Below are 12,363 nucleotides of genomic sequence, written 5' to 3'. Positions count from 1 at the left end.
ATACCTTAAGCCAGGATTAACCTGGCGCTGAAGAATCCTCCTGGTTTCCTCCACCAGCTAACTGCTGCGGCAGCCGCGCCAGCAGTTCATCTACCACTACGCGAATTTTCTGCGGTACCCATGCCGCTTCCGGCCAGACGGCGCTAATCGCAAAACTGCCGCTGACGGACGACGGCAATATTTGCTGAAGTTCTCCCCGCGCTATCTCGTCTGCCGCCAGCCAATCCGGCAGCCAGGCGATTCCCAGTCCGCTTTTCGCCGCCGCGGCGATGGCGGCGAAATCATCCATTGCCAGCCCGGGCTGCGGGCGGAACGCGAGCGCCGCTCCCTGCGCATCGCGCAGATGCCATTTCTGCATCTGCCCGGCGTAGAGATAGCCAATGGTAAGATGCCCGTGTAGTTCTTCCGGCGCCTGCGGCGCTGGCCGATGTCGTAGATATAACGGCGATGCGCAGAGAATCATGCCATGCTGGCCTAAACGCCGGGCCTTAAGAAAGCTGGAGTCGCTCAAGGTGCCGATCCGTATCGCCATATCGAATCCTTCTTCAAACAGATTGACCTGGCGGTCGCTAAACGACAGCTCGAGCTTAAGCTCAGGATAACGTTGGCTAAGAGGAAACAAGATCGGCGCCACGCAGCGCTGGCCAAACAGCACAGGCAGGCTGATTCGCAGTCGCCCTTGTACCTGGGTTTTTCCACGCTGTATTTCATTTTCCGCATCACGCAGGTTATCCAGCGCCCGGCGGGATTGTAGATAAAAAACCTCGCCTTCTTCGGTCAACGCCTGCCGGCGAGTAGTGCGCTGGAACAACGCGACGCCGAGCCGCTGCTCCAGCCGGGAAATCGTCTTGCCGACGGCGGATCGCGTCACGTTTAGCTTCTCTGCGGCTTGCGCAAAGTTACCGCATTCGACGACGGCGACAAATACCGGGATCGCGTTCAAGTCACTGCGCATTGATTGGTTCCTGAGTGGATACAATTATAAAAAATAATGTCACTACTGGAGAAAAAAAGACAGTGTTACCCTGCGGACCATCAACTTTATGAGGAGTCCGTCATGAGTAACGTATTGATTTTAAAATCCAGCATCAACGGCCCGGCGTCGCTAACTAACCAGCTAATAGATGAATATATGCAGATTCGCCGCGAAGCCGGCCATCAGGACTCGGTTGTTGAACACGATCTGACCACCCTCGCCTTGCCGAAACTCGATGGCGCGCTGTTTGCCGCGCTGCGCGGCGCGCAAGATACGCGCCCGGCGATCCAGCAAGGAGTTACCCTCTCTGATTCACTCATCGCCGAGTTAAAGGCTAGCGATCTGCTAGTGATCGGCGCGCCGATGTATAACCTCAACGTGCCAACCGATCTCAAAAACTGGTTCGATCTGGTGGCGCGAGCGCGGGAAACCTTCCGCTATACCGAGACCTGGCCGCAGGGGCTGGTTGAAGGCGTGCGTGCGGTGGTTATTAGTTCGCGCGGCGGCGTCCATGACGGGCAACCCAGCGATGCGGTCACCCCTTACCTGAGCGCGGTGCTGGGATTGATGGGGATTAGCGACGTCGAATTTATCTATGCTGAAGGGATGGATATTCGCCCGCACGGCCGCGACGCGGGCATCGCCCACGCCCGCCAGCATATCGCCAGGGCTGCTCAGCTGGCGTGAGGTCGATTCTTTATGCGGGCTGGTAAAGGGTCATCTTTTACTTTAGAATAATCTAAATTTAGAAAAGACTAAAATAAAATGACCACAGCACAACAACTGCAGGCCAGCGCCGGGGAAGCCGCTGTCCTGCTGAAAGCGATGAGCAATCCCCACCGATTACTGATTCTATGCATGCTCTGCGAAGCCCCGCGTACAACCGCAGGCGAGCTGGCGCAAATCACCGGCCTGAGCCCTTCAGCCACCTCTCAGCACCTCGCGCGAATGCGCGATGAAGGGCTAATCGACTGCGAACGCGATGCGCAGCGCCTGCGCTATTTCATTACCCATCCCGCCGTTCAGCAGGTCATCGCCACGCTGAAAACCATCTACTGCCCGTAAGGAGTCCTTATGAGTATCGCCACCGTTTCAGCCAGCGAAGCCCAGGCGCTTATCGCCCAGGGCGCACGGCTGATTGATATCCGCGCTGCCGACGAATATGCCCGCGAGCATATTCCGGCGGCGACGCTGCTGCCATTAGAGCAACTGACTCACGGCGCGGCGCTCAATGCGCAGCCGGGAGAAACAATCATTTTTCACTGTCAGGCCGGCTCGCGCACGCAAAATAACGCCAGCCTTCTGGCCGCCGCCGCCGCGCCCGCGCAGGTTAAGCTACTGGCTGGCGGTATTCAGGCATGGCGAGCGGCGGGTTTGCCGATAGTCGAAGATAAATCCCAGCCGCTGCCGCTAATGCGCCAGGTGCAAATCGCCGCAGGCGCACTGATTTTACTGGGAGTAGTGCTGGGATACGCCGTCAACAGCGGCTTTTTCTTGCTGAGTGGTTTCGTTGGCGCGGGGCTCACTTTCGCTGGCCTCACCGGTTTCTGCGGCATGGCGCGCCTGCTGGCGGTCATGCCGTGGAACCGACGTTAAAACGCCTGCCAGATGAGTAGCGCAATGCCGCCGAAAAGTAGCCATTTGACGATGTAGTAAACCGTTTTATTCCATTTTTTCAATCGCTTGCCGATAATGCGGATTTGATAAATGTAACGGAAGCTGCGGTTAATCCCGCCAGTACGGTCACCGATATCGTTCGGCGCGGCGGCGGCGCTCATTAAATTTCGCCCCAGCCAGTGGTTTACCTTCTGCGCCCAACGGTAACGCATAGGCCGTTCGATATCGCAAAACAGAATCAGTCGGTTCTCACCGCTGGTATTTTCCGCATAGTGAATATAGGTTTCGTCAAATAGCACACCTTCGCCATCGCGCCAGCTATAGCGTTCGCCGTCCACTTCAATAAAACAGCGATCGTCATTCGGCGTCGCCAGCCCAAGATGGAAACGCAGCGACCCGGCATAAGGATCGCGGTGGCGAGGCAAACGGCTACCATCGGGTAACGTGGCGAACATCGCAGCTTTAACCGAAGGAATACCGCGCAGCAGTTCGGTCGTTTTTGGACACAGCTGGCTGGCGGAGGGATGTGCATCTTCATACCATTTCAGGTAAAACCGTTTCCAACCGGTTTTAAAGAATGAGTTAAATCCGGCATCATTATATTTTTCCGCCGCTTTTATTTGCTCCAGTCGCTGCAGGTTAATCCCCTCTTCACGAATAACCAGCCAGTTCTTTTGTAATATCGCAAGCTCCGGAAACGTTTCAGGACGCAGAAACGGGGTGTTCGGCACACGTGAAAAGAGGTACATAAACCCGTTAAGTGGGGCAGTAAAAGTTGAATGGTCGGAAAGCTGACGCCAGAAACGATAGCGAACTTTTCCGCGATAATGGACGTAGAGCACAGCAATTATAATAATCAGTAAAATGATATACTTCATATTCGCTTATCTGACCATGTTCTGTTTTGAATCATTCCGCGCCAACAGTATAAGTTTCCCTCACCGCAGCGCCACAAAAACCATTAACAAAGATAATACATCTACCCATAAATTGTTTTAACAAAAAGCAGCACGACCATTGAATCCGTCAGCATCGTTGAGCTATCGTTTAGATTCTTAGTTGTTACCCATGCTCAGGAGAAACACCATGTTTGCAACAGGCGATCTGGTACAACCGCGCGTCGGCGGGCCAAAATTGAAGGTAGTGGAAGTGAATGGCGATAGTCTGATCGTTGTTCAGGCAAGTAACGAACAGGGTGAGAAATTTACTCTGAAAGCGGTTGATGTCACGCCTTATACAGAAGAAGGCGATTTCGGCGTCTGCTAAGTAAAACGGTGGGTTTCCCCACCGTTGAAACAAACGTTGTTTAAATCAGGAAGCTCTCAAGCGATTTCCCTTGCGCGACAGCCATAGCGATCGGCTTCGGCATACGTCCCTGACCAGTCCAGGTTTTTTCTGCGCCGGTATGATCGGTATAACGATATTTAGCCGGGCGCGGCTGACGTTTTTTACTGCTTTTCGCCGGAGCCATTTCATGCAGCGCTAATTCATCAGGTGAAATACCATCAGCAACCATTAATTCCAACCAGGTATTAATTTTTTCCTGATATTCCGCCTGCTGCTGTTGCATCTTCTGCTGCTCTTCACGTTTTTCTTCAGTGACGATCCTGAGTTTTTCCAGCATCTCTTCAAGCACGTCAGTGGAGAATTCACGCGCCATAGCACGCAGTGAGCGAATATTATTCAGTTTTTGTAACATAAAAGACATAAAGATCAAAAATCCCAAATCGAAAAAATAAAACAAGAATTACCTGGGCAGTTTAATATATATGTATATATATTTCCAGCCTTTGATTATTCAAATAAATATGAACAGGTTTGCGCCCATAGACTCACTAAAATTTATTGGCGGTTAATATCGAAATAGAACACAAACTCTGACTAGCGCAGATGAATAATGCATAGCGCGACATAATAATATATTTATAGCCACGTCAGTGAGTTATAAAATCAACGCCCATGCAGGGGAACGCCAATGGCTTTGTGGTAATGAATTAAAATTCATATAATCAGAATAAAACACACACTTTGCATGCAGCAGTAAATGCTGGAAAATCGGCATTTATACGGTAAATAACGCCAATAGTGACCACTATCACATAACGCAATCAGGCATCCGCTTTACCAACCCTACTTCTCCTGCCATGCGTACTCGCCACCTGACAAAACAAAATCATATATAATTGATATTAAACGATATAATAAATTAAAGGAACAAAAGTAGCGCAAGCTGAGAAAAACGCCAGTTCACAGAGTGTTTTATCGACAAAAAGGCGATAAATAAAAATTTATAGCTAGTTGTCACTTACAACACAGAGATATACTCTACACACATCAAAACAGGCAGCCCAAAACCGCTACACCATGCGCACTTTTCGGCGTTATTGACTTCATTTTCGAGGAGCATACCGATGTTCTCTGCTCAATCCCGCTTGCGTCATGCGGTAGCAGACACCTTTGCAATGGTGGTCTACTGCACCGTTGTCAACATGATGATCGAAATTTTCCTCTCCGGAATGACCTTTGAGCAGTCGTTATCTTCACGACTGGTCGCGATCCCGGTCAACATTATTATTGCAGTGCCTTATGGTTTCTATCGCGACTTCGCCATGCGACAGGCGCGCCGGATCAGCACCTCGGGATGGATGAAAAACATTGCTGATGTCGTCGCGTATGTGACTTTCCAGTCACCGGTGTATGTATTGATTCTGTTGTCGGTAGGCGCGGACTGGCATCAAATTGCCGCCGCGGTCAGTTCAAACATTCTGGTATCAATGATGATGGGCGCAGTGTACGGCTACTTTCTCGACTTCTGCCGTCGCCTGTTCCGCGTCAGCCCTTATCAGCAAGCTAAAGCCTGATCCCCCTCTTTCGGCGACTGGTCGCTGCCAGTCGCCTGCTTCAAAGCAGCCCGCATTAGACTATTCAGCCGTGAGACATCTGCGGCTGCGCTTCGCCAAACAGCCCATTCAGAAAACGCTCAAGCGCCATCCGCGAACTAAAACCATGTGGAATGCCGTAATGCTGCTGCGCATCCCCCGCCAAATAGAGCGGAAACTGTTCATAATGGTCGCAAGTTTTAATCTCGCTGGCAGGTTCAGCCAGTGAATTACTGCGCTCTTTGAGCGCCGGATGAATAACTAAAGCGGTACGCCCCATGCGCGCTTCGCGGTTCACATAAACATAATTATCGCCACGGCGATATCCATACGCTTTTTGCGTCACAACATCCATGGTGAAGCCGGCTTTTTCAAGAACACGCGCCACCTCATCGGGTCTTAAATACATACTGATTCCTCGTTATCTTTTACCGCACATTTACCTTACCTTATTCACGAATAGCAGCGCTTTCAGAAAATTCCATAAACTCCCGCAAAAGCATAATGCAAAATCATGTCCTACACTTAATAACTCGAATGGAACAAAGGGAGAAACCAATGGCTAACCGTGTGAACCGCAACGACATTGATGAAAGCGCCGAGGATATTCATAACGAAGTCAGCCAATTAGCGGATACGCTGGAAGAAGTGCTGAAATCATGGGGCAGCGATGCGAAAGATGAAGCTGAGAATGCGCGCAAAAAAGCGCAGTCGCTGCTGAAAGAGACGCGTGCCCGCCTGAACGGCAATACCCGCCTGCGCCAGGCGGCCTATGATACCGTTGAACGCGCCCGCGATGCCGCCGGCTGCGCCGACAGCTACGTGCGTGATAAACCCTGGCAGAGCGTTGGCGCCGCCGCCGCCGTTGGGGTGTTTATTGGCGTTTTGCTTAATTTGCGTCGATAATAGTATCGATAGACTACATGTGAAGATAACAAATACGCGTCTAACCCTGCGTCCCAATGGTGCGCAGGGTTTTTTATTATTCCACGCTGGCCAGCGCTTGTTTAAGTTCGCCTACGACTTCACGTGCCATCACCGCCGACGTGATATTCGTAAAACTCATCAATAACCCGCCCTCACCACGGCTAAGCATGCGCCAGTCGCTCAACGCCTGCACCGCCAGCCCGGCATGTTGGCAGCGGCGGGCCTGCTCGCGATCGTCCCCCTTTACCTCCATCACCAGTTGAATCCCGCCGGACTGCGGTACCACCTGAAAACCCTGCGCCTGCAGCGCCGACTCCAGCCACTGCCTGCGCAACGCGTAGCTGGCGCGCATTTTTTTTAGATGACGCCAGAAATGCCCGTCATTGATGAAGTCCGCTAACGTCTGCTGCCATAAGGTCGGTACATTACAATGGCTCAATTCGGCCTGACGGCGAAACCGCGCCGCCAACGGCAGCGGAACCACCAGCCAGGCAGTGCGCAGCGCGGGAAACATCGATTTACTAAATGACCCGGCGTACAGTACCCGCTGCGGCGCATCAAGGCTTTTCAGCGGCGGTAGCGGCTTCCCCTGATAGCGAAATTCACTGTCGTAATCATCTTCAATAATCCAGCTATCGCGCTGCGCCGCCCACTGTAATACCTGTCGACGTCTCTCCAGCGATAGGGCCACGCCGAGCGGGCTTTGATGCGCTGGAGTTAACAGCGCAAAGCGCGCCTGAGGATAGTGTGCCTGCGCCCAGTCGATATTCATTCCCTGTTGGTCAACCGGTACCGGATCGATATTGACCCCCGCCGCGCTAACCACCGGGCGAATGAACGGATATCCCGGATCCTCCATCCACATATGCTGCCCCGGCTGCGCAAGGGTACGCAAAATCAACGCCATCGAGGCCGCATAGTTGCCGCTAATCACAACCTGCTCCGGCTGGCACTCGATGCTGCGCGACAGGCGCAAATAGTCGACAATCGCCTGACGGAGAACCGGTTCGCCGCAGGGATCGCCGGGCGCGAGGTCGAAGCGCGATTGCGTCCGTAGCCGCCGCCCCATCACCCGCGCCCACAGCCCGCGCGGGAAAAGATCCAGTGCCGGCAACCCCATTTGAAAAGGCTGCGGCGCGGAGGATCCCCGGCCCGTCGCCGGTCGCTGAGCCGTGACCTGCCGCGGGCTCAGCCGCTCGCTGACAAAGGTGCCCGCCTGGCCGCGGCGCTCCAGCCAGCCCTGTGCCACCAGCTCGCCCCAGGCATTTTCAATCGTCGCCCGCGATACGCCAAGCTCCTGCGCATAAACTCTGCTCGCGGGCAGACGGCTTCCCGGCGCCAGCTCGCCATTCTCAATCGCTGATTTCAGCTGGCGGGCGATACGCTGGTAGTGCGGCACTTTTTTGGCTTCCATTATGGTCTGCTTTTTTCATCACAATATGGCTATCTAATGCAGTCCATTATAGTGCTATTTTGCCCGGGTCTTAGAGAGGAGAACTGCAAGATGACCACATTACGTCAGCCGTATAGCGAACTGAGCCCGGAAATCTATAAGGGGTTGGTTCAGGCCAGCATAGCGCTGGAAAAAAGCGAATTGGGCAGCACGATGGTGGAGCTGGTCTATTTGCGGGTGTCGCAAATTAACGGCTGCGCTTTTTGCCTTGAGATGCACAGCAAAGCGCTACGCAAAGCCGGCGTTGACCAGAGCAAACTGGATGCGCTGGCAGGCTGGCGCGTAAGCGCCCACTTCAGCGCCGCGGAACGCGCGGCCCTGGCATGGGCGGAATCGGTAACCGATATCGCAGCCAGCCACGCCGAAGATGAGGTGTACCTGCCTTTAGAAGAGCATTTTACGCCCCGCCAGATTAGCGATTTAACCTTCGCCATCAGCCTGATGAACGCCTTCAACCGTCTGGCGATCGCGATGCGGATGTAATTTTCGCGTATCGACTTCCCTCCCCCGCCAGGCTAGTTGGTGGGGGATAACTTATCGAAAAACTCTATATATTGCGTGGTTGAAGTTTTAAATAACTACATCTAGTATTTCCTGAACGGTAAGCCCATAACGTTCGGCGCGATGTTTTACGCCGTCTTGCTATCTTAAATGGAAATACGAATCATGCGCATTATTATTTACACTCGAAGTGACTGCGTGCAATGCCATGCCACCAAACGCGCGATGGAGAGCCGCGGTTTCGCCTTCGATATGGTCAACATCGACCAACACCCGGAAGCCATCGACATGCTGCGCGAGCAGGGATTCCAGCAATTACCGGTGGTGATGGCCGGGGAAACCCGCTGGTCTGGCTTCCGCCCCGATATGATTAATCGCCTGCGTCCCGCCGCGGCTACGGCCAGCCTATGAGCCTCATCGTCTACTTCTCCAGCAGCTCTGAAAATACGCATCGCTTTGTGCAGCGTCTGGCGCTGCCTGCCGTGCGCATTCCGCTCAACGAGCGCGAGCGAATTCAGGTAGACGAACCCTATATTCTCATCGTCCCCAGCTACGGCGGCGGCGGAACGGCAGGCGCCGTGCCGCGCCAGGCGATCCGCTTTTTAAACGACCCGCATAATCGCCGGCTGATTCGCGGCGTCATCGCCGCCGGTAACCGTAACTTCGGCGAGGCCTATGGCCGGGCGGGAGAGGTCATCGCGCAGAAATGCGGCGTGCCGTATCTGTATCGTTTTGAGCTGATGGGTACCCAGCAAGATGTCGACAACGTGCGTAAAGGAGTAAGCGAATTTTGGCAACGACAACCGCAGAACGTGTAACCGCCGGGGCGTCTGATTTCCACGCCCTCAATGCGATGCTGAACTTATACGACAGCAATGGCCGCATTCCCCTGGAAAAGGACCAACAGGCGGTCGAAGCATTTATCCATAGCCACGTGCGCCCCAACAGCGTACCGTTCGCCGGGCTGGAGGAGAAACTGCAATGGCTGAGCGACGAAGGTTATTATGATCCGGCAGTGCTGGCCCGCTATGAACGTCGTTTCGTGCTGGCCCTCTTCGCCCACGCGCATCAACACGGTTTTCGCTTCCGTACTTTCCTCGGCGCGTGGAAGTTCTACACCAGCTATGCCTTACGCACTTTCGACGGCAAACGCTACCTGGAGCATTTCGCCGACCGCGCCTGCATGGTGGCGCTGACCCTGGCGCAGGGCGATGAAACCCTGGCGCGACAGCTGGCCGACGAGATCCTCTCCGGGCGCTTTCAGCCAGCGACGCCGACCTTCCTCAACGCCGGTAAACAGCAGCGCGGCGAACTGGTCTCCTGCTTTCTGCTGCGTATCGAAGATAATATGGAGTCTATCGGCCGGGCGGTGAACTCCGCCCTGCAGCTGTCGAAACGCGGCGGCGGCGTGGCGTTCCTGCTCTCCAACCTACGCGAAGCGGGCGCGCCGATTAAACGTATCGAAAACCAATCCTCCGGGGTGGTGCCGGTGATGAAAATGCTGGAAGACGCCTTCTCTTACGCCAACCAGCTGGGAGCACGTCAGGGAGCCGGCGCGGTTTACCTTCACGCCCATCACCCCGATATTTTGCGCTTCCTCGATACCAAGCGGGAAAACGCGGATGAAAAGATCCGCATTAAAACCCTGTCGCTGGGGGTAGTCATTCCGGATATCACCTTCCAGCTGGCGAAAGAAGACGCGCAGATGGCGCTGTTCTCTCCCTATGACGTTGAGCGACTGTACGGCAAAGCCTTTGGCGATATCGCGGTCAGCGAGATGTATGCGCAACTGCTGGCCGACGACCGCGTTCGCAAACGCTGGATCCGCGCCCGCGATCTGTTCCAGCGGCTGGCGGAAATTCAGTTTGAATCCGGCTATCCGTACATCATGTTCGAGGATACGGTGAACCGCGCCAACCCGATTGCCGGTCGCATTAATATGAGCAACCTGTGTTCGGAGATCCTGCAGGTCAACAGCGCCTCCACCTTTGACGAAAATCTCGATTACGCCACCGTTGGCGAGGACATTTCCTGCAATCTTGGCTCGCTGAATATCGCCCACGCCATGGATTCGCCGGACTTCGCCCGCACCGTCGAAGTGGCGGTCCGCGGCCTGACGGCGGTCTCCGATATGAGCGATATCCGCTCGGTGCCATCGGTGGCGGCGGGTAATGCCGCATCGCACGCCATTGGCCTTGGGCAGATGAACCTGCACGGCTATCTGGCCCGCGAAGGGATCGCCTACGGCAGCCCGGAGGGGCTGGACTTCACTAATCTCTATTTCTACACCGTCACCTGGCACGCCCTGCGCACTTCTATGGCGATGGCGCGCGAGCGCGGAGTACGTTTTGCCGGGTTTGAGCAGTCGCGTTACGCCAGCGGCGACTATTTCCAGCAGTATTTGCAGGGTGAATGGCAGCCGAAAACCGCCAGGGTACGCGAACTGTTCGCCCGTGCGGGGATAACCCTGCCCGACCGTGAGATGTGGCGACAGCTACGCGACGACGTGATGCGCTACGGCATTTATAACCGCAATTTGCAGGCGATCCCGCCGACCGGTTCGATCTCTTATATCAATCATGCCACCTCCAGCATTCATCCGATTGTGGCGAAAATCGAGATCCGTAAAGAAGGTAAAACCGGCCGCGTGTACTATCCAGCGCCGTTTATGACTAACGACAATCTGGCGCTGTATCAGGATGCCTGGGAAATCGGCCCGCAAAAAATTATCGATACCTATGCCGAAGCCACGCGACATGTCGATCAGGGGCTGTCGCTGACGCTGTTCTTCCCGGATACCGCCACCACCCGCGATATCAACAAAGCGCAAATCTACGCGTGGAAGAAAGGTATCAAGACGCTGTATTACATTCGCCTGCGCCAGCTGGCGCTGGAAGGTACCGAAATCGAAGGCTGCGTGTCCTGCGCGCTGTAAGGAGAACAGGATGACCCACTTATCGCGCATCAGCGCCATCAACTGGAACAAAATCGAGGATGACAAAGACCTCGAGGTGTGGAACCGCCTGACCAGCAACTTCTGGTTGCCGGAGAAGGTACCGCTGTCCAACGACATTCCACACTGGCAGACTCTGACGGCTCAGGAGCAGCAGTTGACCATCCGCGTCTTTACCGGACTGACGCTGCTCGACACCATCCAGAATACCATCGGCGCCCCGGCGTTGATGACCGACGCCCTCACTCCACATGAAGAGGCGGTGCTGTCGAACATCAGCTTTATGGAAGCGGTGCATGCTCGCTCCTATAGTTCGATATTCTCGACCCTGTGCCAGAGCAAGGATGTCGATGCCGCCTACGCCTGGAGCGAGGAGAACGCTCCGCTACAGCGCAAAGCGCAGTTGATGCTCAATTACTACCAGGCCGATGAGCCGCTGAAGAAAAAAATCGCCAGCGTGTTCCTCGAATCTTTCCTTTTCTATTCAGGGTTCTGGCTGCCGATGCATTTTTCCAGCCGCGGCAAGCTGACCAATACCGCCGATTTAATCCGTCTGATTATTCGCGACGAAGCGGTGCACGGTTATTATATTGGCTATAAATATCAAAAAGGGCTGGAAATCGTCAGCGCCGCGAAGCGCGAAGAGCTAAAAAATTTCGCCTTTGATCTGCTGATGGATCTGTACGATAACGAACTGGCCTATACCCGCGAATTGTATGCCGACAGCCCGTGGCTCGACGACGTCAACGCTTTCCTCTGTTACAACGCCAATAAAGCATTGATGAACCTTGGCTATGAGGCGTTATTCCCGGCGGAAATGGCCGCCGTAAACCCAGCCATCCTCGCGGCGCTGTCGCCAAACGCCGATGAAAATCACGACTTTTTCTCCGGCTCCGGTTCTTCTTATGTCATGGGTAAAACCGAAGCAACCGCCGACGACGATTGGGACTTTTAACCTCGCAATCGCTGGGGAATATATCAACATATTCTCCAGTGATCTATTTCACATTATTCTTTATTATCACACAAATAATCCACTGGCCATTCCCTCGTCATA

General features: G+C 54.2%; 16 protein-coding genes. 11 read left to right on the top strand and 5 right to left on the bottom strand.

Going from position 1 to position 12,363, the window contains the following annotated elements; genetic code table 11:
* Nucleotides 1-16 precede the first annotated feature (16 nt).
* A complete protein-coding gene (locus tag PGR29_RS16040; protein ID WP_316424859.1) occupies nt 17-955 on the bottom strand; it encodes a LysR family transcriptional regulator in 939 nt (312 codons plus the stop codon).
* Nucleotides 956-1,057: 102 nt separating this feature from the next.
* Here PGR29_RS16040 and PGR29_RS16035 point away from each other — a divergent pair, with 102 nt between their 5' ends.
* The 3 genes from PGR29_RS16035 (at nt 1,058) to PGR29_RS16025 (ending at nt 2,572) form a co-directional block, all read left to right on the top strand.
* The gene (locus tag PGR29_RS16035) at nt 1,058-1,663 is read left to right on the top strand and encodes an FMN-dependent NADH-azoreductase (protein WP_316424858.1); all 606 of its coding nucleotides are present in this window, start codon (nt 1,058-1,060) and stop codon (nt 1,661-1,663) included.
* A gap of 78 nt (nt 1,664-1,741) precedes the next feature.
* Nucleotides 1,742-2,041 (top strand): ArsR/SmtB family transcription factor, encoded by a 300-nt coding sequence (locus PGR29_RS16030; RefSeq protein ID WP_015370089.1) that lies wholly within the window; start codon nt 1,742-1,744, stop codon nt 2,039-2,041.
* Nucleotides 2,042-2,050: 9 nt separating this feature from the next.
* Nucleotides 2,051-2,572, top strand: a complete 522-nt coding sequence (locus PGR29_RS16025; RefSeq protein WP_316424857.1) for a rhodanese family protein — start codon at nt 2,051-2,053, stop codon at nt 2,570-2,572.
* Here PGR29_RS16025 and lpxO read toward each other — a convergent pair.
* Nucleotides 2,569-3,471 carry a lipid A hydroxylase LpxO gene (gene lpxO / locus PGR29_RS16020; RefSeq protein WP_087858675.1) on the bottom strand — a complete coding sequence of 301 codons (903 nt, stop codon included), beginning with the start codon at nt 3,469-3,471 and terminating at the stop codon, nt 2,569-2,571. The genes PGR29_RS16025 and lpxO overlap by 4 nt on opposite strands.
* A 208-nt stretch (nt 3,472-3,679) precedes the next feature.
* Between lpxO and PGR29_RS16015 the strand changes: the two genes are divergently transcribed.
* Complete coding sequence (locus PGR29_RS16015; RefSeq protein ID WP_087858676.1) at nt 3,680-3,859, top strand: hypothetical protein; 180 nt, start codon at nt 3,680-3,682, stop codon at nt 3,857-3,859.
* Nucleotides 3,860-3,899: 40 nt separating this feature from the next.
* On the opposite strand, the gene stpA is transcribed toward PGR29_RS16015, so the two are convergent.
* Complete coding sequence (stpA, locus tag PGR29_RS16010) at nt 3,900-4,301, bottom strand: DNA-binding protein StpA (RefSeq protein WP_213317215.1); 402 nt, start codon at nt 4,299-4,301, stop codon at nt 3,900-3,902.
* 703 nt (nt 4,302-5,004) lie between these two features.
* On the opposite strand from stpA, the gene alaE reads away from it, so the two are divergent.
* Nucleotides 5,005-5,454, top strand: coding sequence for an L-alanine exporter AlaE (gene alaE, locus PGR29_RS16005; RefSeq protein WP_015370082.1), 450 nt, complete (start codon nt 5,005-5,007; stop codon nt 5,452-5,454).
* A 64-nt stretch (nt 5,455-5,518) separates the two neighbouring features.
* Here the strand turns inward: alaE and PGR29_RS16000 are convergent, their stop codons facing one another.
* Complete coding sequence (locus tag PGR29_RS16000) at nt 5,519-5,881, bottom strand: DUF2002 family protein (protein WP_015370081.1); 363 nt, start codon at nt 5,879-5,881, stop codon at nt 5,519-5,521.
* A 149-nt stretch (nt 5,882-6,030) separates the two neighbouring features.
* On the opposite strand from PGR29_RS16000, the gene PGR29_RS15995 reads away from it, so the two are divergent.
* Nucleotides 6,031-6,378, top strand: coding sequence for a DUF883 family protein (locus PGR29_RS15995; protein WP_015370080.1), 348 nt, complete (start codon nt 6,031-6,033; stop codon nt 6,376-6,378).
* Nucleotides 6,379-6,454: 76 nt separating this feature from the next.
* Here PGR29_RS15995 and PGR29_RS15990 read toward each other — a convergent pair whose 3' ends face one another.
* Complete coding sequence (locus PGR29_RS15990; RefSeq protein ID WP_316424854.1) at nt 6,455-7,813, bottom strand: PLP-dependent aminotransferase family protein; 1,359 nt, start codon at nt 7,811-7,813, stop codon at nt 6,455-6,457.
* Between the two features lie 90 nt (nt 7,814-7,903).
* Between PGR29_RS15990 and PGR29_RS15985 the strand changes: the two genes are divergently transcribed.
* The 5 genes from PGR29_RS15985 (at nt 7,904) to nrdF (ending at nt 12,261) form a co-directional block, all read left to right on the top strand.
* Nucleotides 7,904-8,335 carry a carboxymuconolactone decarboxylase family protein gene (locus PGR29_RS15985; RefSeq protein ID WP_316424852.1) on the top strand — a complete coding sequence of 144 codons (432 nt, stop codon included), beginning with the start codon at nt 7,904-7,906 and terminating at the stop codon, nt 8,333-8,335.
* Between the two features lie 183 nt (nt 8,336-8,518).
* On the top strand, nt 8,519-8,764 hold the full coding sequence (gene nrdH / locus PGR29_RS15980; protein ID WP_308957880.1) for a glutaredoxin-like protein NrdH: 246 nt from the start codon (nt 8,519-8,521) through the stop codon (nt 8,762-8,764).
* A complete protein-coding gene (gene nrdI, locus PGR29_RS15975) occupies nt 8,761-9,171 on the top strand; it encodes a class Ib ribonucleoside-diphosphate reductase assembly flavoprotein NrdI (protein WP_015370076.1) in 411 nt (136 codons plus the stop codon). Before nrdH ends, nrdI begins: the two co-directional genes overlap by 4 nt.
* Nucleotides 9,144-11,288 carry a class 1b ribonucleoside-diphosphate reductase subunit alpha gene (nrdE, locus tag PGR29_RS15970; RefSeq protein ID WP_316424849.1) on the top strand — a complete coding sequence of 715 codons (2,145 nt, stop codon included), beginning with the start codon at nt 9,144-9,146 and terminating at the stop codon, nt 11,286-11,288. The genes nrdI and nrdE overlap by 28 nt, the downstream gene beginning before the upstream one ends.
* Nucleotides 11,289-11,298: 10 nt before the next feature.
* On the top strand, nt 11,299-12,261 hold the full coding sequence (gene nrdF / locus PGR29_RS15965; protein ID WP_316424848.1) for a class 1b ribonucleoside-diphosphate reductase subunit beta: 963 nt from the start codon (nt 11,299-11,301) through the stop codon (nt 12,259-12,261).
* The last annotated feature ends 102 nt before the right edge of the window (nt 12,262-12,363 follow it).

Source organism: Klebsiella sp. 141203 (genome assembly GCF_032601985.1).
Taxonomy (GTDB): domain Bacteria; phylum Pseudomonadota; class Gammaproteobacteria; order Enterobacterales; family Enterobacteriaceae; genus Klebsiella; species Klebsiella aerogenes.
This window is presented reverse-complemented; position numbering and strand designations above follow the sequence as displayed.

Coding starts and splice junctions, on each gene's coding strand:
- PGR29_RS16040 (WP_316424859.1), bottom strand. CDS start 955: ATGCGCAGTGACTTGAACGCGATCCCGGTATTTGTCGCCGTCGTCGAA.
- PGR29_RS16035 (WP_316424858.1), top strand. CDS start 1,058: ATGAGTAACGTATTGATTTTAAAATCCAGCATCAACGGCCCGGCGTCG.
- PGR29_RS16030 (WP_015370089.1), top strand. CDS start 1,742: ATGACCACAGCACAACAACTGCAGGCCAGCGCCGGGGAAGCCGCTGTC.
- PGR29_RS16025 (WP_316424857.1), top strand. CDS start 2,051: ATGAGTATCGCCACCGTTTCAGCCAGCGAAGCCCAGGCGCTTATCGCC.
- lpxO (WP_087858675.1), bottom strand. CDS start 3,471: ATGAAGTATATCATTTTACTGATTATTATAATTGCTGTGCTCTACGTC.
- PGR29_RS16015 (WP_087858676.1), top strand. CDS start 3,680: ATGTTTGCAACAGGCGATCTGGTACAACCGCGCGTCGGCGGGCCAAAA.
- stpA (WP_213317215.1), bottom strand. CDS start 4,301: ATGTCTTTTATGTTACAAAAACTGAATAATATTCGCTCACTGCGTGCT.
- alaE (WP_015370082.1), top strand. CDS start 5,005: ATGTTCTCTGCTCAATCCCGCTTGCGTCATGCGGTAGCAGACACCTTT.
- PGR29_RS16000 (WP_015370081.1), bottom strand. CDS start 5,881: ATGTATTTAAGACCCGATGAGGTGGCGCGTGTTCTTGAAAAAGCCGGC.
- PGR29_RS15995 (WP_015370080.1), top strand. CDS start 6,031: ATGGCTAACCGTGTGAACCGCAACGACATTGATGAAAGCGCCGAGGAT.
- PGR29_RS15990 (WP_316424854.1), bottom strand. CDS start 7,813: ATGGAAGCCAAAAAAGTGCCGCACTACCAGCGTATCGCCCGCCAGCTG.
- PGR29_RS15985 (WP_316424852.1), top strand. CDS start 7,904: ATGACCACATTACGTCAGCCGTATAGCGAACTGAGCCCGGAAATCTAT.
- nrdH (WP_308957880.1), top strand. CDS start 8,519: ATGCGCATTATTATTTACACTCGAAGTGACTGCGTGCAATGCCATGCC.
- nrdI (WP_015370076.1), top strand. CDS start 8,761: ATGAGCCTCATCGTCTACTTCTCCAGCAGCTCTGAAAATACGCATCGC.
- nrdF (WP_316424848.1), top strand. CDS start 11,299: ATGACCCACTTATCGCGCATCAGCGCCATCAACTGGAACAAAATCGAG.